17 protein-coding genes and 1 pseudogene are annotated in these 17,737 nt (G+C 66.0%); 5 read left to right on the top strand and 13 right to left on the bottom strand.

Features of this window, described 5'->3' with window-relative positions:
* Window positions 1-73: 73 nt before the first annotated feature.
* Window positions 74-1,348 (bottom strand): acyl-CoA dehydrogenase family protein, encoded by a 1,275-nt coding sequence (locus tag QX126_RS04920; protein WP_315776459.1) that lies wholly within the window; start codon window positions 1,346-1,348, stop codon window positions 74-76.
* Window positions 1,349-1,514: 166 nt separating this feature from the next.
* Between QX126_RS04920 and QX126_RS04915 the strand changes: the two genes are divergently transcribed.
* Window positions 1,515-2,294, top strand: a complete 780-nt coding sequence (locus QX126_RS04915; RefSeq protein ID WP_315737258.1) for an enoyl-CoA hydratase-related protein — start codon at window positions 1,515-1,517, stop codon at window positions 2,292-2,294.
* A 148-nt stretch (window positions 2,295-2,442) separates the two neighbouring features.
* Here the strand turns inward: QX126_RS04915 and QX126_RS04910 are convergent, their stop codons facing one another.
* Genes QX126_RS04910 through QX126_RS04900 form a run of 3 tightly spaced genes read right to left on the bottom strand, consistent with a single transcriptional unit; the run spans window position 2,443 to window position 4,609 of the window.
* Window positions 2,443-2,829 carry a DUF6285 domain-containing protein gene (locus QX126_RS04910; RefSeq protein ID WP_315779635.1) on the bottom strand — a complete coding sequence of 129 codons (387 nt, stop codon included), beginning with the start codon at window positions 2,827-2,829 and terminating at the stop codon, window positions 2,443-2,445.
* Window positions 2,829-3,818, bottom strand: coding sequence for a phosphotransferase family protein (locus QX126_RS04905; protein WP_315779633.1), 990 nt, complete (start codon window positions 3,816-3,818; stop codon window positions 2,829-2,831). The genes QX126_RS04910 and QX126_RS04905 overlap by 1 nt, the downstream gene beginning before the upstream one ends.
* The gene (locus QX126_RS04900) at window positions 3,815-4,609 is read right to left on the bottom strand and encodes an enoyl-CoA hydratase/isomerase (protein WP_315737255.1); all 795 of its coding nucleotides are present in this window, start codon (window positions 4,607-4,609) and stop codon (window positions 3,815-3,817) included. Before QX126_RS04900 ends, QX126_RS04905 begins: the two co-directional genes overlap by 4 nt.
* Window positions 4,610-4,787: 178 nt before the next feature.
* On the opposite strand from QX126_RS04900, the gene QX126_RS04895 reads away from it, so the two are divergent.
* Together QX126_RS04895 and QX126_RS04890 are read left to right on the top strand one after the other, a co-directional pair.
* Entirely contained in the window at window positions 4,788-5,567 is a 780-nt protein-coding gene (locus QX126_RS04895) for an SDR family oxidoreductase (RefSeq protein ID WP_315737254.1), read from the top strand.
* A gap of 165 nt (window positions 5,568-5,732) precedes the next feature.
* Window positions 5,733-6,566, top strand: coding sequence for an alpha/beta hydrolase (locus QX126_RS04890; RefSeq protein WP_315779632.1), 834 nt, complete (start codon window positions 5,733-5,735; stop codon window positions 6,564-6,566).
* 77 nt (window positions 6,567-6,643) lie between these two features.
* Here QX126_RS04890 and QX126_RS04885 read toward each other — a convergent pair whose 3' ends face one another.
* Window positions 6,644-6,934, bottom strand: a complete 291-nt coding sequence (locus QX126_RS04885; protein ID WP_315779631.1) for a hypothetical protein — start codon at window positions 6,932-6,934, stop codon at window positions 6,644-6,646.
* Window positions 6,935-7,115: 181 nt separating this feature from the next.
* Between QX126_RS04885 and QX126_RS04880 the strand changes: the two genes are divergently transcribed.
* Window positions 7,116-7,727 carry a flavin reductase family protein gene (locus QX126_RS04880; RefSeq protein ID WP_315779630.1) on the top strand — a complete coding sequence of 204 codons (612 nt, stop codon included), beginning with the start codon at window positions 7,116-7,118 and terminating at the stop codon, window positions 7,725-7,727.
* A 26-nt stretch (window positions 7,728-7,753) separates the two neighbouring features.
* On the opposite strand, the gene QX126_RS04875 is transcribed toward QX126_RS04880, so the two are convergent.
* The 3 genes from QX126_RS04875 to yghU form a co-directional block, all read right to left on the bottom strand.
* Window positions 7,754-8,077 carry a cytochrome c gene (locus QX126_RS04875; protein ID WP_315737250.1) on the bottom strand — a complete coding sequence of 108 codons (324 nt, stop codon included), beginning with the start codon at window positions 8,075-8,077 and terminating at the stop codon, window positions 7,754-7,756.
* Window positions 8,078-8,088: 11 nt separating this feature from the next.
* Window positions 8,089-9,288 (bottom strand): molybdopterin-dependent oxidoreductase, encoded by a 1,200-nt coding sequence (locus QX126_RS04870; protein WP_315776455.1) that lies wholly within the window; start codon window positions 9,286-9,288, stop codon window positions 8,089-8,091.
* A 346-nt stretch (window positions 9,289-9,634) separates the two neighbouring features.
* Complete coding sequence (gene yghU, locus QX126_RS04865; RefSeq protein ID WP_409999075.1) at window positions 9,635-10,555, bottom strand: glutathione-dependent disulfide-bond oxidoreductase; 921 nt, start codon at window positions 10,553-10,555, stop codon at window positions 9,635-9,637.
* 134 nt (window positions 10,556-10,689) lie between these two features.
* Here yghU and QX126_RS04860 point away from each other — a divergent pair, with 134 nt between their 5' ends.
* A complete protein-coding gene (locus QX126_RS04860; RefSeq protein ID WP_315779627.1) occupies window positions 10,690-12,201 on the top strand; it encodes an acetyl-CoA acetyltransferase in 1,512 nt (503 codons plus the stop codon).
* A gap of 15 nt (window positions 12,202-12,216) precedes the next feature.
* On the opposite strand, the gene QX126_RS04855 is transcribed toward QX126_RS04860, so the two are convergent.
* The 5 genes and pseudogenes from QX126_RS04855 to QX126_RS04835 all read right to left on the bottom strand — a co-directional run.
* Window positions 12,217-12,561, bottom strand: a complete 345-nt coding sequence (locus tag QX126_RS04855; RefSeq protein WP_315779625.1) for an antibiotic biosynthesis monooxygenase — start codon at window positions 12,559-12,561, stop codon at window positions 12,217-12,219.
* Window positions 12,562-12,674: 113 nt separating this feature from the next.
* Entirely contained in the window at window positions 12,675-13,781 is a 1,107-nt protein-coding gene (locus QX126_RS04850) for a J domain-containing protein (protein ID WP_315779624.1), read from the bottom strand.
* Window positions 13,782-13,820: 39 nt separating this feature from the next.
* On the bottom strand, window positions 13,821-14,786 hold the full coding sequence (locus QX126_RS04845; protein ID WP_315737244.1) for an MBL fold metallo-hydrolase: 966 nt from the start codon (window positions 14,784-14,786) through the stop codon (window positions 13,821-13,823).
* 350 nt (window positions 14,787-15,136) lie between these two features.
* A complete protein-coding gene (locus tag QX126_RS04840; protein ID WP_315776451.1) occupies window positions 15,137-16,828 on the bottom strand; it encodes a methyl-accepting chemotaxis protein in 1,692 nt (563 codons plus the stop codon).
* A gap of 217 nt (window positions 16,829-17,045) precedes the next feature.
* Window positions 17,046-17,702 (bottom strand): annotated as a pseudogene (locus tag QX126_RS04835) (methyl-accepting chemotaxis protein); the annotation flags it as partial.
* Between the last annotated feature and the right edge of the window lie 35 nt (window positions 17,703-17,737).

Genomic DNA, 17,737 nt, shown 5'->3' with positions numbered 1-17,737 from the left:
ATCCAGGGCTCCGGAGACGACGCTCGATTGCATCAATTGCGCTTGCGACAGGGCCCTGCCGCTCAACAGCGTGTCACCGCTTGTTCACCCCCATGTAGCCGAACAGGAAGCCGGCGACCTTCCGCATCTGGATCTCCTCGCTGCCCTCGGTGATGCGGTAGCGGCGGTGGTGGCGGTAGATGTGCTCGAACGGCTTGTGGCGCGAATAGCCCATGCCGCCATGGACCTGTATGGCGCGGTCGGCCGCCTCGCAGCACAGACGGTTAGCCCAGTAGTTGCACATCGAGACCTTGTCCGAGAGTGTGTGCTCGACCTGGGCCTGGGTGAGCCGGTCCATCTCCCAGGCCGTCTTGCGGATCAGCAGCCGCAGCATCTCGGCCTGGGTCGCCAGCTCGACCAGCGGCCACTGAATCGCCTGGTTCTCGGCCAGCGCCTTGCCGAACGGCTTGCGCTCACGCGCGTAATTCACACTCTCATTGATGCAGTAGACGGCCGCGCCGAGCGAGCTCGCCGCCTGGCGGATGCGGTTCTCATGGACGAAGCATTGCGCCAGCGACAGCCCGCGCCCGACCTCGCCGAACTGCGCATCCTCCGGCACGAACACGTCGGTGAAGCTGACGCGCGGATGATCGGTCGGCATGTTGAAGGTCCAGAGATACTCCTCGACCTTCACACCCTCGGTCTTGGCCGGCACCAGAAAGCAGGTGATGCCGCGCGCGTCACCATCATTGCCCGAGGTGCGCGCGAACAGTGCACAGTGGGTGGCGACGTGCATGCCCGTCGTCCACATCTTCTCGCCGTTGATCAGCCAACCCTTGATGTTGTCGCGGGTGGCCGGAACGGCCTTGGTTTCCATGTGGGTCGCGTCCGAGCCGTGATGCGGCTCGGTGAGACCGAACGTGATGCGGTACTTGCCGGTGATCGAGCCGTCGATCATCGCCTTCTGGTCGTCGCGGCCGTACCGGTCGAGCATGGTGACGATCGGCAGATTGCCGACGATCGAGTGCTCGTTCTGCAGGTCGTTGTGCAGGCCGAGGCCCTTGGAGGCGAAATGCTCGCGGATCACGGCCATCCAGAGGTTGGACCCGTCCTTGCCGCCATAGCGCTTCGGAATTGCAAAGCGCAGATGGCCGGCCGCATCGGCACGATCCTTGGCCTTGCGCAGCAGTTGCTCCCATTCATGCCGCGGCAGGCCGCCATTCTCGAAATCGGTGCGCGCCCATTCGCGGCGATGATCGAAGAAGCGGATGTTGTCGTCGGCCTGCTCCAGCGGCTTGATCTCGGCGGCGATGAAGCGATCGAGCTCGTCGAGATAGGCGACCAATTCCTTCGGCAAGGAAAAATCCACGGCGTGTCTCCCAGTGTGTTTCGTTGTTGTTGTTGATCCTGGTCGGCGCGACCTCCCGTCGCGTGCTTGTGGCGCGCAGCGCCGTTGCGTATTTGGATGACTGCAACACCTGCGCAGGCGCTAAGCTGATGCGCGACAGCCAATCAGAAGACAGGAGGAACAGCCGATGGAGCTGAAGTTTTCGAGAGTGACGCGCAAGGGGCCGATCACGATCGTCACCCTGGCGCGCCCCGAGGTCTACAACGCCCTGCACATCGAGGCGCATCATGAACTCGAGCGCGTGTTCGACGCCTTCGCCGCCGATCCCGAGCAGTGGGTCGCGATCGTCACCGGTGAGGGCGACAAGGCGTTCTGCGCCGGCAACGACCTGAAATGGCAGGCGGCCGGCGGCGCCCGCGGTTGGGGTAAGAGCGGCTTCGCGGGGCTCACCTCCCGCTTCGATTGCGACAAGCCGATCATCGCCGCCGTCAACGGCGTCGCAATGGGCGGCGGCTTCGAGATCGCGCTCGCCTGCGACCTGATCATCGCCTCCGAGAATGCGACCTTCGCGTTGCCCGAGCCGCGCGTCGGCCTCGCCGCGCTCGCCGGCGGCCTGCAGCGGCTGCCGCGCCAGATCGGCATGAAGCGCGCGATGGGCATGATCCTCACCGGTCGACATGTCGGCGCCCGCGAAGGCCATGAGCTCGGCTTCGTCAATGAGGTGGTGCCGCAAGGCGAGGCGCTGGCGGCGGCGGAGCGATGGGCCGAGACGATCGCCAAGAACTCGCCGATGTCGATCCGCGCCTCCAAGCAGGCGATCGAGAAGGGCCTTGCGGTCTCGCTGGAGCAGGCCATCACCGAGCAGCGCGACTACCCGGCGGTGCAGGCGATGATCCATTCGCAGGACTACATCGAGGGACCGAAGGCGTTCTCGGAGAAGCGGCCGCCGAGGTGGCTCGGGCGGTGAGCTATCCGATACTTCGCATGCTCTGGGCCTGATCGCGCCGGGTTGTCTCCGCTCCGTCATGGCCGGGCTTGACCCGGCCATCCACGTCTCGCAGCAGACTCGTGAAGAGATGGATGCCCGGGTCAAACCCGGGCATGACGCCGGTGGGTTAGGAGCCATCGGTGCTCCTCCCAGCTTCGCGCTTGTAGGACGCGTAGTTCGGCTGATCGACGGCGAGCTTGGCGAGAGTGGTCCGCCAGAGGTGCTGCTTCAGGCCCGGTGTCTGGAGACCAACGGCGCCGCTGGCGATCTGAGCCGTGAGCGCTCGATTGAGTTCGAGTAAATCACCATCCTGTCCCAGCAATTCTCTCAACCGCGCATGCTCCGCCTCATCTGCCGCAGCCGCCTGTGTCAGCTGTCGCACCACGAGATCGAGCGCGTTGATGCCCACGCGCAGCTTGAACGCCTCGTGCCCCGAGATCAGCGGCGCGATGTCGTTGCGCAGGAAGTCGGCGACGGATTGCACCAGCTCGGTCGGCGTCGGCTCGTCCTGCATCAGCCCTCTCCCCTCGGCGCAAGCAATCGCAACAGATCGATCTCGGTCTCCGACGCGCGGCGGCCGATCATGGCGCGCTCCATCGAATGGTCGGGACCGATGCGAAAACGCTGCATCATGCCGCAGCACATCACGCCCCAGCGCAACGTGCCCATCACTTCCCAGAATTTCACCCTGTCAGGATCGACCTTGCGCCCTGCGGACTCATAACCGGCGAACAGCTCCTCGCGGGAGCCGAGGCCACCGACCGGCTTGTCGATTTCGCCGAAGCGCCAGGAGTTGACGCAGAGCCAGCCGAGATCCTCCATGGGATCGCCGAGATGGGCGAGCTCCCAGTCGAGCACGGCGCGCACGCCATCGCGGCCGATGATGAGATTGCCGTTGCGGAAATCACCGTGCACCAGCGTGATCTCGGCCGGGGGACCGGGATCGTTCTGCGACAGCCAGCGCAGGGCCAGATCGAACACCGGGCGCGGCCAGTCGAAGCTTTGATATTCCCGTGCGAGCTCCGCGATCTCCTTGGTCGCGGTCATCCCGCGCAACGCGGGCAGCGTCTCGCGTCGAATCCCGTGGATGCCGGCGGCGATGCCGCCCAGCTGGCGCGCGAGGCGCGGCCTCGCCTCGGCGAATTCGGCATCACGCAGGATCTTGCGCGCGATGGTCTCGCCCTCGACGCGGCGCATGATGAAACCGGCGCCGAGATCGTCCTCCGGCCGCAGCACGTGCAGGACCTCGGGCGACGGCACGCCGGCGGCATAAGCGAGCCGCATCAGCGCCGCCTCGTTGTCGAGCCCGGCGGCACGCCCGGGCGCGGCGCCGTAGCCCTTCGGCGAGCGGCGCAGGATGGCGCCGACATCACCACCGGGATGGACGATGTCGAAGCGCCACGTCTCCTGGCTGGCGCCGCCGGAGAGTTTCGCGGCGCCGCTCACACCGGTCGCCCCCGGCATGAACGAGGCGACGCAGCGGGACAGCTCGGTCTCGATCATTGGCCCTTGAACTTGGCCGGGCGCTTTTCGAGGAACGCGGTGACGCCTTCCTTGAAATCCGAAGTGCTGCCTGCGACGCGCTGCGACTGAAATTCCGCGTTGAGCTGCTCCTCGAAAGAGTTCTCCGGGCTGTCCCAGTACAGCTGGCGGATCTGCGCCAGCGCCACCGTCGGCCCGTTGGCGAGCTCGTGCGCGAGCTTCATCGTCTCCTCCTTCAGGACCGCATCGTCATAGACGCGGTTGACGAGGCCCCATTGCAGCGCCGTCTCGGCCGGCAGCTTCTCGCCCAGCAGCGACAGCTCGATCGCGCGGGCCTTGCCGACGAGGCGCGGCAACAGCCAGGTCGAGCCGCAATCAGGCACCAGTCCGATGCGGCGGAAGGCCTGCAGAAAGTAGGCGGACTTCGCGCACAGGATCATGTCGCCCATCAGCGCGAAGCTCATGCCGGCGCCGGCGGCCGGGCCATTCACCGAGGTCACGATCGGGCAATGCAGATTGCGCAAGCGGCGCAGGAACGGATGGAAGGCGGTCTCGAGCGCGGCGCCGGCATTGCTGCGGCCGGGCTTGGCCTGCGCATTGCGGCCCTGCAGGTTGGCGCCGGTGCAGAACGCGCGGCCGGCGCCCGTCACGACGAGGCAGCGCACCGCAGCCTTCTTCTCCTCGATCTCGTCGAGCGCTTCGGCCAACCCGCCGAGCATGTCGATCGAGACCGCATTCATCACCTCCTGATGGTCGAGCGTGAGGATGGCGACGGGCCCGTCGAAATCGAGCGTGACGTGCTTGTACTGCATGGTTTCCTCTCAAGAGCTTTTCGGTCGCTGCATTCTTCGCGGCGGAAATTCGAAGCGCAGCCCGGTTCGGTCAGCATATTTGATTTTTGCGCTTCGCTTGTCCATGGTTGCATCATCCAAATAACCGAAGCGACGCGCAGCGCGCTCACATCATCACGGAAACGCCCGAGAGAACCCCATGACCATGTTCGACCTCACCGGCCGTGTGGCCGTCGTCACCGGCGGTAATGGAGGCATAGGCCTCGGTATTGCCCAGGCACTTGCGTCCAGTGGCTGTAACGTCTCGATCTGGGGCCGCAACGCCGAGAAGAACAAGGCTGCGGCGGCGTCGATGGCCGCCGGGCCCGGCAAGGTCGACACCCGTATCTGCGACGTGACCAGCGCCGCTTCCGTCAACGAGGCGATGAAGGCCACGCTCGACACGTTCGGTCGGGTCGACGGCTGCTTTGCCAATGCCGGCATCGGCGGCGGTGGCCGCAAGCCGTTCATCGAGCGCAGCGAGGAGGAATGGCGCACGATGTTCGCAACCAATCTCGACGGCGTGTTCCATGCGTTTCAGGCTGCCGCGAGGCACATGACCGCGCGCGCCGAAGCCGGTGACGCGTTCGGCCGGCTGGTTGCCACCTCGAGCCTGGCCTCGCTGTTCGGCACCGCGCGCAACGAGCATTATGCAGGGACCAAAGCCGCGCTGAATGCGCTGTGCCGCGCGCTCGCGGTGGAGCTGGCGCGCTATGGTGTCACCGCGAATGCCATCCTGCCCGGCTGGATCAAGAGCGACATGACCGCGGGCATCATGGGCAACGAGAAGTTCGTCGCCAACGTCATGCCGCGTATCCCGGTGCGCCGCTTCGGCGAGCCGTCGGATTTCGGCGGCATCGCCGTCTACCTCATGAGCAAGGCGTCGTCCTATCACACCGCCGACTGCTTCGTGATCGACGGCGGCTATACCGCATTCTGATCCCTCGCAGCGGGTGGTGAGCCGGTGCGCCGGCTCACCAGAGGGGGATTGTTCCGTGCTGCGCTCCAAGATTTCCGAAATTTAATCCGCCTCTGGCTGCCACGCCCCCGTGACGCCGGCGTTGTCATCCATCACATAACGGAGAGAATTCCCAGGAAGGATGCCATGAAGCGCGGTGTGACGGTTTTGGCCTGTGTGTCTGCCCTGGCTGTGGCCGGCTACTTTGCGATGGCAAAGTGGGGCATCCAGCACGAGAGCCGCGAGTTCTTCGATGCTGCGCGGCAGCGGTCGATCAATGTCGATGTCGCGGTGCGCAAGGACTACGAGATGAAGGCCAATGCCGGGCTGTGGCGGCTGCCCGTGGCCATCATCAGCAACGGCAACACGGTCAAGAACACCGAGTACTCGTTCCTCGCGAACGTGTTCGCCGCGCGCGGCTACCTCGTCGCCAGCGTCCAGCAGGACCTGCCGACCGATCCGCCGCTCGTCACCAAGGTCGGGATGCCATATGTCGGCCGGCTCGACGTCTACCAGAAGGGCGAGGCCAACATCCTCTGCGTGCTGAACGAGATGAAGAAGCGTCATCCGAATGCCGACTACGATCACCTGACCCTGGTCGGCCACTCCAATGGCGGCGACACCGCGATGTATTTCGCCAAGGAGCATCCGAACATCGTCTCGCAGGTGGTGACGCTCGACAATCTGCGCGTGCCTTTCGTCATCAGGGACAAGCTCAAGATCCTGTCGTTCCGCTCGGATGATCCGCAGTTCAAGACCGACCCCGGCGTGGTGCCGACGCATGTCGACAGGAAGAGCGGCATCGACATCATCAAGACCGAGTTCCAGCACACCTGGATGAGCGACCGTGGCCCCTACACGGCGCGGGAACGGATCCAGGCGACGCTCGACAAATATCTCGGCGGCGATGCAACGAGCGAGCTGGCCCCGTCAGATACCGACAATCTGATCGTGACCAACGGGGCAGCCGCCCTTCCCTGATCTGGCAATCAGCGCGACGGCACGACCGGCGAAATGCGAAGGGCGGCCGCGCAATCGCGCAGCCGCCATCGCAGACGTCAGTCCTGCGGTTTCTTGGCCGGCGGGCCGCTCTTGTTCCCCGGCATGCCCTTGATGTTCGACGGGTCCTGCGCGCTGACGTCCGGATTATGGCGGTTGATCGTGGACGAGCCCACCGTGCCGCTTCCCGTCTCAGTGCCCGGTCCGTTCTTGTTGCCCGGCGCGCCCTGGATGCCTGCTCCGGAATTCTGCGCACTCGGCGGCGGCGCGGTCTGTGGGCTGCCCTGCGCCAGCGCGGACGTGGCCGAGACGACGAATGCGCAAGCGATCAGACCGATCATTGATTTCATGGCGCGACCTCCATTTGTCGTTGCCGTGCTGTCCGAACGTAGCGCTGGCGGAGCCGTTCCCGGGAACATCGAATTTCCGCGAAGACGGCGCTGATGTGCGCAACCCCTGCCCGCTTTATTGGCTTCCGCATCGCGTCACAGCCCACTACGGTCGGGGAACCGACGCACCAGAGGCCTCTAGATGGAATACCTCTCCACCGATCTCAGCCCGCGCGAGCGCTACAAGATTCTGACCTCCTTCGTGCTGCCGCGGCCGATCGCCTGGGTGACGACGAGAGGCGAGACCGGGATCGTCAACGCCGCGCCATTCTCGTTCTTCAACGTGCTCGGCGAGGACCCGCCGCTGTGCGTGTTCGCGATCAACCTGCGGCCCGATGGGCGGGTCAAGGACACCCTCGTCAACATCCGCCGCGGCGGCGAGTTCGTCGTCCACATCACCGACGAGCCGCTGGCGCAGGCGATGCACGAGACCGGCGGCGACTTTCCACCTGAGATCGGCGAGCCGGATCACCTCGGGCTCAAGCTTACACCGTCGCGGATGATCGGCGTTCCGCGGTTGACGGAGGCACCGTTCGCGATGGAGTGCAAGACCTGGCAGCTCATCGACGTCAATGGCGATCGCGTGCTGGTGCTCGGCGAAGGCCTCGCTTTCCACATCCGCGACGAATTGTGGGACACCGAGAAGATGCGGGTCGAGATGGAGCTGTTCCATCCTGTCGGGCGCATGTTCGCCGACCGCTATTGCCGCACCAATGACCGGATGGATTTCCCGCCGGCGAAGGGCGCCGCCTGAGCGTTCCCGGCCGCCGGCACGGGCAGTCAGTAGGTCGCGGCGAGATAGTCGACGATCTTGCCGACATCGGCCGCGTCGATCGGGGCGCCATAGACCTTGATCATCTTGGTGACTTCGGCCTGCCAGAACTCCTTCCTATTCTGCATCGGCGGCTGGGTCCTGATGTAGTCGGAGGAGTGACAGGCCGTGCAATTGCCCTGCACGACGGCGAGATCGGGCCCCGGCTTGAAGGCCGCCGTCTCCTGCGGAACCTGATAGTTGACCGGGGCTGCCGTGAGCGAGATGGGGCGGCCCGCCAGGCAGCCAAGTCCGACGGCCAGCGTGGCGATGAGGAAAGGCGTCCGACGCATGGTGATGCTCCTCAGGCCGCCGTGACGCGGACGGTTTCGACGACGTTGCGCAGATAGCCGGCCGGATTCCAGCGCGGCGTCTCCGGCTGGGTCTCGCCGGAATTGCTCGTGGCACGCACCTTGAGATCGTGGGACCCCGCGGCAAGCTTCACCGGCAGCTTCCACTCGCGGAAGGAATATTTTCCGAGATCCTTGCCGAGCTTGGCGTCGGTCCAGGTTTTTCCGCCGTCGGTCGAGACCGCGACCTGCTTGATTCCCGTTCCGCCGTCGAATGCGAGGCCGCGCAGCATTGCCCTGCCCGCCTTGAGCTTTGCGCCGTCGGCCAGGCTGGTGATGAACGAGCGGACCGTGAAGCGGTTGATCGGGATCGTCGCTTTCGGCGTGGTTCCGGGCTCGACGGCATTGTTCGGCGTGTCCGGAATTCGATAGGCCGATTTCATCCAGAAGCCGTCAAAGACGTTGTCGATGACAGTGATCTCGTTGAGGTGCTTGACCCAGTAGGTGCCGTAGTAGCCGGGCACGATCAGGCGCAGCGGAAAGCCGTTCAGGAACGGCAGATCCTCGCCGTTCATGCCGTAGGCCAGCATCACCTCGCCATCCATGGCGTGATCGAGGTCGAGCGCCTTGACGAAATCCGGCGTCTTGTCGATCACCGGGCCGTCCATGCCGCCGAAGGTGACCTGCCTGGCGCCGGCCTGAACACCCGCCATGTCGAGCACGGTCTTGAGCGGCACGCCACGCCAGCGCGCATTGCCCATGGCGCCATTGCCAAGCTGGCCGCCTGCGACGCGCGGCTCGAAGAAGCCGCGGCTGTTGCCGGAGCATTGGTTGACGGCGACGATCTCGGTCGCCTTCATCTTGCGGATGTCCTTGAGCGACAGCTTGAGCGGCTTGTCGACCTTTCCCTTGATCGCGAGCGTGAACTTGTCCGGATCGAGATCGTAAGGCAGGCCCGCCAGATGATAGCGGACGAAGAAGGCATTGTTCGGCGTGATCACGCCGTCATTGAACACCCCGAATGGCGTTTCGAGTTGCGGCGGCCGGCTGGTCAGACCGATCATCGGTCGCTTCTGCGGATATTTCACCAGCGGGCGCTCGCCATTGGCGAAGGGCAACGTCACCGTCTCCTCGGCCAGCGCACGGGTCGTGCCGAAGCTGCCCAGCAAAGCAGCCATCCCCGCTCCCTTGAGCAGATCACGTCTGTCGATCATGCAACTCCCTCCGGAGTGGTCGTTTTGAACCCGCGGTCATCACCGCCGGCTCTCATCGAAATCTGGCGGCATGCACGGCCGCTGCGAATTGATCGTTGCACATTCTCTCACTGCGAGAAAAGCCGTGAACGTCCGCAATCATGGCATCGCAGCGCGGCAACGGACGAGACTTCGCACGTGCAACAAGAGCAATCGTGCATCGAACCGCAGGGCGGGCAAGCGGGGCCGTCAGGCGGCGTGTGCCCACCGACGGCGCCGGCGAGGGACGACGTTGGGCACGGCGCACTCCACAGTCGTTGCACGCCGCGATGAGCTCGCCGCGCCTTTGCGCACCCTACACGCGCAACTACGTGCCCTGCCCGATCTTGTCCTGTGTCCTGGTGTCGAAGTCGCTGGCGTCGTGGCGCTCGTGGAGCTGGCTCTTTGGATCGCCGGAGACGCGGTTGACCATGCGGCCGCGCTTCACAGGGGCGCGCTGCGCGATCTGGTCGGTCCAGCGCTGAACATTCCTGTAGTCCTGCACCGAGAGGAACTCGCCGCCTTCATAGAGCAGGCCCTTGGCGAGCGCGCCGTACCACGGCCACACCGCGATGTCGGCGATGGTGTAGTCGGGGCCGGCGAGATACTCGCTTTCGGCGAGACGGCGGTCGAGTACGTCGAGCTGGCGCTTCACCTCCATCGCGAAGCGGTCGATGGCATACTCGATCTTGGTCGGCGCATAGGCATAGAAGTGGCCGAAGCCGCCGCCGAGATAGGGCGCAGCTCCCATCTGCCAGAACAGCCAGGACAGGCATTCGGCTCGCTTGGCCGGCTCGGTCGGCAGGAAGGCGCCGAACTTCTCGGCCAGATACACCAGGATCGCACCGGACTCGAATACGCGGATCGGTTCGGTCCCGCTGCGATCCAGCAGCGCCGGGATCTTGGAATTGGGATTGATGGCGACGAAGCCCGAACCGAACTGATCGCCCTCGCCGATCCGGATCAGCCAGGCGTCGTATTCGGCGCCGCTGTGGCCGAGCGCCAGCAGCTCCTCGAGCATCACTGTGACCTTCACACCGTTGGGCGTTCCCAGAGAATAAAGCTGCAAGGGATGACGGCCGACAGGCAATTCCTTCTCGTGCGTCGGACCTGCGATCGGCCGGTTGATGTTGGCGAAGCGGCCGCCGCTGGCCTTGTTCCAGGTCCAGACCTTGGGCGGCACATAGCTGTTCTGTTCAGACACGGCAGACTCCGGCGTGAGCGTCAGGAGCGAGCGTTTTAGGCGCATCTGCCGTGAAGCGGAAGCCATGCTGCGCGCGGGCGCCATCAGCATTTTCTGCATTGCGCGGTCGAACCTGCGATGACAGAACGGAGACAAGACAACAATGACGGTCCGTCACGGGCCGGCTCTTGGAAACGCCGATGACTGCAAGTACCCTGCCCCCCGACCGCATTCCCGTGATCGTCGGCGTGGGCGAGATCGTCGATCGTCCCAAGGATATCGGCGACGGTCTCGAGCCGCTGACGCTGCTCGAACAGGCGATCCGCCGTGCGGAAAATGACGCGGGCGCCAAGCTCATCCACGACATCGGCTCGCTCGACGTCGTCAACTTCCTGAGCTGGCGCTACCGCGATCCCGAGCAGCTTCTCGCGCAGCGGCTCGGCGTGACGCCGGCGCACTGCCATTATGGTCCGGTCGGCGGCGAGAGCCCGATCCGCTTTCTGCACGAGGCCGCCTTGCGCATCGCGCGCGGCGAATGCGAGGTCGCCGTGGTCTGCGGCGCCGAGGCGCAATCGACCGCGACCAAGGCCGACCGCGCCGGCGTGCCCTTGCCGTGGACGCCGTTCGCCCACGACGTCGAGGAGCCGAAGCGCGGCGCCGCGTTCCAGAAGCCGCTGGCGGTGAAGCTCGGCGTATTCCGCCCGGTCTCGGTCTATCCGTTCTACGAGGTCGCGAGCGCGGCCAAATGGGGCCAGACGCCGCGGCAGGCGCTCGCGGAATCCGGCGAGCTGTGGTCGCGCTTTTCCGCGGTCGCCGCCTACAATCCCAACGCCTGGCTGAAGCGGCACTTCGCGCCCGAGGAGATCACGACTCCGTCAGCCGACAACCGCCCGATCGCCTGGCCCTACACCAAGCTGATGGTCGCCAATCCCATGGTCAACATGGGGGCGGCGCTGATCCTGACCAGCCTGGCAAAGGCGCGTGCGGCGGGCATTGCCGACAGCCGCATGATCTATCCGCTCGGCGGCGCAGCGGCCGAGGATCCGCGCGACTACCTCACGCGCGATCAGTTCGCCGAGTGTCATCCGCAGAACGCCGTGTTGCGGGCCGCAATGAACATGGTAGGCGGCAACGGCGCGGCGTTCGACGTCATCGAGCTCTACAGCTGCTTTCCCTGCGTGCCGAAGATGGCACGGCGGATCCTCGGCCTCGGCGCCGACGTGGAGCCGACCGTCACCGGCGGGCTGACCTTCTTCGGCGCGCCGCTCAACACCTACATGACGCACGCCGCCTGCGCGATGGTGCGGCGGCTGCGCGGCGGCGCCAGGCGCGGCCTGCTGTATGGCCAGGGCGGCTTCGTCACCAAGCATCATGCGCTGGTGATCTCGCGCGAGCCGCCGTCGTCCCTGTCACAGGAGGCGAGCGTGCAGGCCGAGGCCGATCGGCATCGCGCCGCCGCGCCGGCGTTCGTCAGCGAAGCCGGCGGCGGCGGCCGGGTCGAAAGCTTCACCGCGCTGTTTGATCGCAACGGCGAGGTCGAGCATGGCGTTGCGATGCTGCGCACCGAGCAGGACACGCGCACGTTGGCGCGCGTTCCGGCGCAGGACGCAGCCACGCTGGCGCGGCTGATGGATCAGGACAGGACGCCGGTCGGCGCGCTCGGCAAGATCACGATGGCCGCCGATGGTGTGCCGGAGTGGCGGACGAATTAGTTCGCTTCCGTCGCCTCACACCTCCCGGGCGTCACGCTGCCAGCGCGCATAGGCCGTGTCCCAATCAGGATCAGGATCGCTGTCCGCCACGAAGCCGAGCGTCCTGCCGCCGCCGAGGTCGCGGAAGCCGATCATGGCGCGGCGGTGCGCGCCGCTTCTGACATAGGCGCGCATGCTGGCTTCGTCGGTCCAGACCGTCAGCGTATGATAGATGCCATTCACCTGACGAAGCTCGACGCGCAGATTCCCGGGAGCCGCACGCGCCTGGCGGACGGCGCGCAACGTGTGCCACCAGAATCGCGCCAGCCGATTGAGGCCGCGATGCGGGCGGAAGCCGGTGACGGAAACGTAAACGCTCATGGCGCGCTCCTGGATCGCAGACCGCCGCGCAATGGAACGGTCGCGCCGACGGGTGTGAGCACAACGCTGCTCGCCGTCTCCCGGATGTCGGAGCGCAGATCACGGTCCGGCGCTCAGCGCCCGCTACGCCTGGGCTTCGCGTCGGCAGGCACCGTGCCCGTGGTCTCCGCCGCCGCCGGAGGCGCGCTGTTGTCGCCGGCCAATTGCCGGTCGCGCCTGCGCGCGAGGGCCTCATCCCGCCGTGCGGCCGCGATCGCCAATTCCGGATCCAGCTTGAGGGCCTGGTTGAAGTCGGCGAGCGCGCGGTCGTAGCGCCCCTTCGCCAGCCACACCGCGCCACGGTCGCTGTACATTCCGGCATCGCTGAAGCCCATGCGCACGGCGTGGTCGAGATCGACGAGGGCCTCGTCGAGATCGCCCTTGCGCTGAAGCGCGAGGCCACGATCGTGAAACAGCACCGGGTCGTTCGGATCCAGCCGGATCGCCCGCTCAAAATCGCCAAGCGCGCGGTCGATGCGGCCCATGCGGACCAGATCCCTGGCGCGATAGTGATAGAGATCGGCATTGCGGGGCGCGAGCCGGATCGCTTCGTCGAAATCAGCGACAGCGCGCTCGAGATCGCCCTGCCGGCTGCGGTCCATCCCCCGCTTCAGGAAGGATGCGGCGGTCGTCGGTGCAGCCGGGACGACCTGCTCTGCGGCTCTAGGCTCTGCCGGCGGAGACAGCGCGGGGGCCTCCGCCTCCGGAGGCGGCACCGGCAGCACGGCTCCGGTCGCGTCCTGGACGGCAGGCGCCGGGACGGTCTCACCTGCGACCTTGCGCTGCGGCCCCGATCGGGCCTGCGGCGACGGTGTCACGATCGAGCGCGTCGCTGGCCTGTTCATCCAATCACCGGCGGAGGGCAAGAGCAGAATCTCGAGGCCGATCAGGATCGCGCTGAGCACGGCGGTCGCCGCTGTGAACTGCAGGATGGCGTCCCAGCGTTCGCGGCGGACGCGGTCGCGCTCAGAAGCAAGATGGGCGTCGTATTCGGCGCGCAGGTCAGGGTCGCGCAGCACGTTGTAGGCGACGATGATCAACTTGAGCTGGTGCTCCGACGCCGGATCGGCGCCGCCCCGGAGGTCGGGATGGTGCGCCTTGGCGGCCTGGCGGAACGCCCGCTTGATCGTGTCGAGATCGGCCCGCGGCGATACGCCGAGCACCTCATAATGCGTCGTCATGGCGCGATCCCGAGCCTCTCTTCCGAGGCCGGTTCGGGATCACGCGGGGAGCAGGTCGAGCGCATAATGGGCGCCATCGCGGGTGAGCCGACCGAACGCGGCCCACGGAAAATGAGATCCACAAACCAACATCTTTTCTGCAACGATACGATCGAGCAATCTGCGCCGGCTGACCTCGGCAGCCGCGCCGTCCTGGTCATAGGCGCCGTGCCATTCGGGATGGCGCAGGCACAACGCCGGCACATAGGCGGTGTCGCCCGAGATCATCAGTTGCTCCGCTCCGGAGCTGAGATGAAACGCGGTGTGCCCCGGCGTATGACCGGGGACGCTGACGAAGCGGATGCCGGGCACCACCTCGTCCTCGCCCTCGACCGGCAGCACGTTCTTCCAGCCCGGGATCACGCTCTGGATGCGGCGCGCCAGCGACTGCCGCCACGGCGGCAGCCGGCTGGTCAGAGATGCATCGGTCCAGAATTTGTATTCGGCCGCAGCCACGATGATCTCGGCGGAGGGAAACACCGGCGCGTTGGTGTCCTCGCCGAGCAGTCCGAAAATATGATCGGGATGGAAGTGCGAGATCAGGATGGTGTCGATGTCCTCCGGGCGAATGCCGGCTGCTTTCAGATTGTCCAGCAGGCGGCCCGAAATGAAGATCGAGTCGGAATTGTAGCCCTGGACCTGACCGCCGCCGCCGGCATCGCACAGCACGGTCTTGCCCTTCAGCCGCACCACGAAGGTGGAGATCGGGACCGGGACGAAGGCGGGGCTCAGACCCGCAGCGCGCAGTGCTTCCTTCACGTCGCTGATGCTGGCATTGTCGATGAAGCCGGCCTCGTGCGGCTTTTCCCATACACCGTCGTAGAGGGCGATCACCTCCGCCTCGCCGATCGTGATCCGGCGATAGCCGTGCGCGGGATCCTCAGTGCGGCGGCGCGGCTTGGCGGCAACCACGGCAAGCCCCGCATCGAGACCCAAGGCGACCGCGGCCGTCGCGGCCGTTAGCACCAGGGTCCTGCGCGAAGGTCTGCTCGCAATCACATTGCCTGCCACTAAATGTACCGCTGGTTGAATAAATATCTAACACAAGTTAATCTCTGCACCTTAGCGGGATTATGGCGCCACAACGGCCTTTCTGGCCGGGGCGTCAGGTGTGGGGAGTCTGCAACGGTGGGGGATGATCCGGTCGAGCGGGGCGCCGCCTGACGAACGGCGCACGCATGAGCGTCCACGTCGACGTGGTTCGCCGCGGCGTCATCGGCTGTGCCCGCGGCTATCGGTCGGGGCTGTGCCGTTCGACTATCGGACGCGACAGCGGGCAATCTCGGCCGCTGTCGCCGGCTTCGTCATGTCGCGGATCAGGCGGCGCGAACCGATTGCAGGAAACGGCCGACCTCCTGCTTGAGACGCTCGCTATCACCGGAGAGCTGGCGCGCGGCGCTGAGCACCTGCCCCGAGGTGTCGCCGGTCTCGCTGGCGCCGCGCTGGACGTTGGTGATGTTGGCGGACACCTGCTGTGTACCCGCGGCGGCGTGCTGGATGTTGCGCGAGATCTCGGCGGTCGCTGCGCCCTGCTCCTCGACCGCGGCCGCCACCGTCGCGGCGATCTCCGACAGCCGCTCGATCGTCGTCGAGATCTCCCTGATGGCGCCGACCGACTCCTGCGTGGCCCCCTGGATGCCGGAAATCTGTTGGCCGATCTCGCCGGTCGCCTTTGCAGTCTGCTCGGCCAGCGCCTTGACCTCGGAGGCGACGACGGCAAAGCCGCGGCCAGCCTCGCCCGCCCGCGCGGCCTCGATGGTGGCATTGAGCGCCAGCAGATTGGTCTGCCCGGCGATCGTGTTGATCAGCTCGACGACGTCGCCAATGCGGGTCGCCGCCTTCGACAGCTCGCCGACACGATCATTGGTGCGGCGTGCCTGCTCGACCGCGTCGGAAGCGATGCGCGCGGACTCCTGCACCTGGCGGCTGATCTCACGGACCGACGAGGTGAGCTCCTCAGTCGCCGACGCCACGGCCTGAACATTGGCCGACGCCTCTTCGGAGGCCGCGGCAACAGTGGTGGAAAGCTCCTGCCCCCGCACGGCGGTGCTCGACAGCGAGTTGGCCGAGCTCTCGAGCTCGCTGGAGGCCGAGGACACCGTATTGACGATGTTGCCGATGGCGCCTTCGAAACCGTTGGCGAGCTCCGACATCTCCCGCTTGCGCGCGGCGGCTGCGCGCCGCTCCTGCTCTCCGAGCTCCCTGTCGTTGAACCGCACCATCGTTTGAACGGTCTGCAGGTTACGCAAGGCGCGGCCGATCTCGTCGTCGCGCTCGATGCGCATGCGGGTGTCGAGCGTGCCCTGGGTGATGCTCTCCATCGTCTCGTTCAGATGATCGAGCGGCGCCACGATCACGTTCATCGTACGCAGCCCAACCAGACCACACAGCACGACACCAGCGGCAGCAATCGCCACGGCGGTCATTCCGACGAGCCCGCCCTCCCCGAACGAGATGACGCCAAGCACGAGCAGGAACAGCGTCTGCAATCCGACCAGCGTTCGCAGCCTTGCCGCGATCGTGCCGGTGAACATCGAGAGATGGTCGAACACCGAGCGGCGGCGGACGATGCCGTCGTCGATCTTGTAACCATGTGGCCGCTTTTCGCGGATCGCCGCATAGACCTGCTCGGCCTCCGCGCGCTGGTCGGCGGGCAGCTTGGTGCGCACCGAGGTGTAGCCGACGACTTGGCCGTCTTTGCAAATCGGCGACGCCGTCGCCAGCACCCAGTAATAGTCGCCGTTCTTGCGGCGGTTCTTGACCGCGCCGACCCAGGGTCGGCCGGCCTTGAGCGTGGTCCAGAGATTGTCGAAGGCTTCAGGCGGCATGTCGGGATGACGCACGATGTTGTGCGGCTGCCCCATCAGCTCGGCTTCGGTGAAGCCGGCCGCGTCGACAAAATCCTGGTTGAAGAAGGTCAGCTTGCCCTTCGTGTCGGTCTTGGACACGATCAGCGTGTCATCCGTGATCGGATACTCGACGTTGGTGACCGGCAAATTCTTACGCATGGCGAGTCTTTCGAGCCATGCCGGCATCGGCATGGCTAATTTTGCTGCAAACGATGCGTCCATTGTCGCAGTCGCCGATTAACCTAAGATAAAGTGCCGCAACCGTTGAAATACGGATCGCTGGCCCCCATTCACGGGCGATTGCCGTTGTCCGGCCGGCAAAGCAAAAGGGCGGCTTTCGCAGCCGCGCCCCTTTATCATCGGCGGCCGTGCGCGCTCAGGCGGCGCGGACGGTCTCCAGGAATCGGCTGACTTCGGCCTTCAACCGGTTGCTGTCGGACGACAGCGCCTGCGCGGCGGACGACACCTCGGACGAGGCGGAGCCGGTTTCATTGGCGCCGCCCTGCACCTCGATGATGTTGGACCAGACGTCCTTGGTGCCCTGCGGGGCGTGCTGGACGTTGCGGGAAATCTCCTGCGTCGCCGCCCCCTGCTCCTCGACCGCAGCAGCGATGGTCGAGGCGATCTCCGAGAGCCGCTCGATGGTGCCGGAAATCTCCTTGATGGCGCCGACCGATTCCTGGGTCGCGCTCTGGATGCCGGAAATCTGCTGACCGATCTCGCCGGTCGCCTTCGAGGTCTGCCCGGCCAGCGCCTTGACCTCGGTGGCAACCACCGCGACGCCGCGGCCGGCTTCGCCGGCGCGCGCCGCTTCGATGGTGGCCTTGAGCACCAGCAGGTTGGTCTGGCCGGCGATGGTGTTGATGAGCTCGACGACGTCGCCGATCCGCGCGGCGGCCTTGGACAGCTCGCTCACCTGGTCGTTTGTCCGCCGCGCCCGGTTGACGGCCTCGCTCGCGATGCGGGCCGATTCCGGCACCTGGCGGCTGATCTCGGTCGCCGAGGAGGACAGCTCCTCGGTGGCCGACGCGACCAGGAAACGTCCGACCTCGCGCCTGAGGGGGTGGT

The organism is Bradyrhizobium sp. SZCCHNPS1003 (assembly GCF_032381555.1).
Taxonomy (GTDB): domain Bacteria; phylum Pseudomonadota; class Alphaproteobacteria; order Rhizobiales; family Xanthobacteraceae; genus Bradyrhizobium.
The sequence above is the reverse complement of the archived record's forward strand: the minus strand, read 5'-3'. Positions and strand labels throughout refer to the sequence as shown.

Coding starts and splice junctions, on each gene's coding strand:
- QX126_RS04915 (WP_315737258.1), top strand. CDS start 1,515: ATGGAGCTGAAGTTTTCGAGAGTGACGCGCAAGGGGCCGATCACGATC.
- QX126_RS04910 (WP_315779635.1), bottom strand. CDS start 2,829: ATGCAGGACGAGCCGACGCCGACCGAGCTGGTGCAATCCGTCGCCGAC.
- QX126_RS04905 (WP_315779633.1), bottom strand. CDS start 3,818: ATGATCGAGACCGAGCTGTCCCGCTGCGTCGCCTCGTTCATGCCGGGG.
- QX126_RS04900 (WP_315737255.1), bottom strand. CDS start 4,609: ATGCAGTACAAGCACGTCACGCTCGATTTCGACGGGCCCGTCGCCATC.
- QX126_RS04895 (WP_315737254.1), top strand. CDS start 4,788: ATGACCATGTTCGACCTCACCGGCCGTGTGGCCGTCGTCACCGGCGGT.
- QX126_RS04890 (WP_315779632.1), top strand. CDS start 5,733: ATGAAGCGCGGTGTGACGGTTTTGGCCTGTGTGTCTGCCCTGGCTGTG.
- QX126_RS04885 (WP_315779631.1), bottom strand. CDS start 6,934: ATGAAATCAATGATCGGTCTGATCGCTTGCGCATTCGTCGTCTCGGCC.
- QX126_RS04880 (WP_315779630.1), top strand. CDS start 7,116: ATGGAATACCTCTCCACCGATCTCAGCCCGCGCGAGCGCTACAAGATT.
- QX126_RS04875 (WP_315737250.1), bottom strand. CDS start 8,077: ATGCGTCGGACGCCTTTCCTCATCGCCACGCTGGCCGTCGGACTTGGC.
- QX126_RS04870 (WP_315776455.1), bottom strand. CDS start 9,288: ATGATCGACAGACGTGATCTGCTCAAGGGAGCGGGGATGGCTGCTTTG.
- yghU (WP_409999075.1), bottom strand. CDS start 10,555: ATGCGCCTAAAACGCTCGCTCCTGACGCTCACGCCGGAGTCTGCCGTG.
- QX126_RS04860 (WP_315779627.1), top strand. CDS start 10,690: ATGACTGCAAGTACCCTGCCCCCCGACCGCATTCCCGTGATCGTCGGC.
- QX126_RS04855 (WP_315779625.1), bottom strand. CDS start 12,561: ATGAGCGTTTACGTTTCCGTCACCGGCTTCCGCCCGCATCGCGGCCTC.
- QX126_RS04850 (WP_315779624.1), bottom strand. CDS start 13,781: ATGACGACGCATTATGAGGTGCTCGGCGTATCGCCGCGGGCCGATCTC.
- QX126_RS04840 (WP_315776451.1), bottom strand. CDS start 16,828: ATGCGTAAGAATTTGCCGGTCACCAACGTCGAGTATCCGATCACGGAT.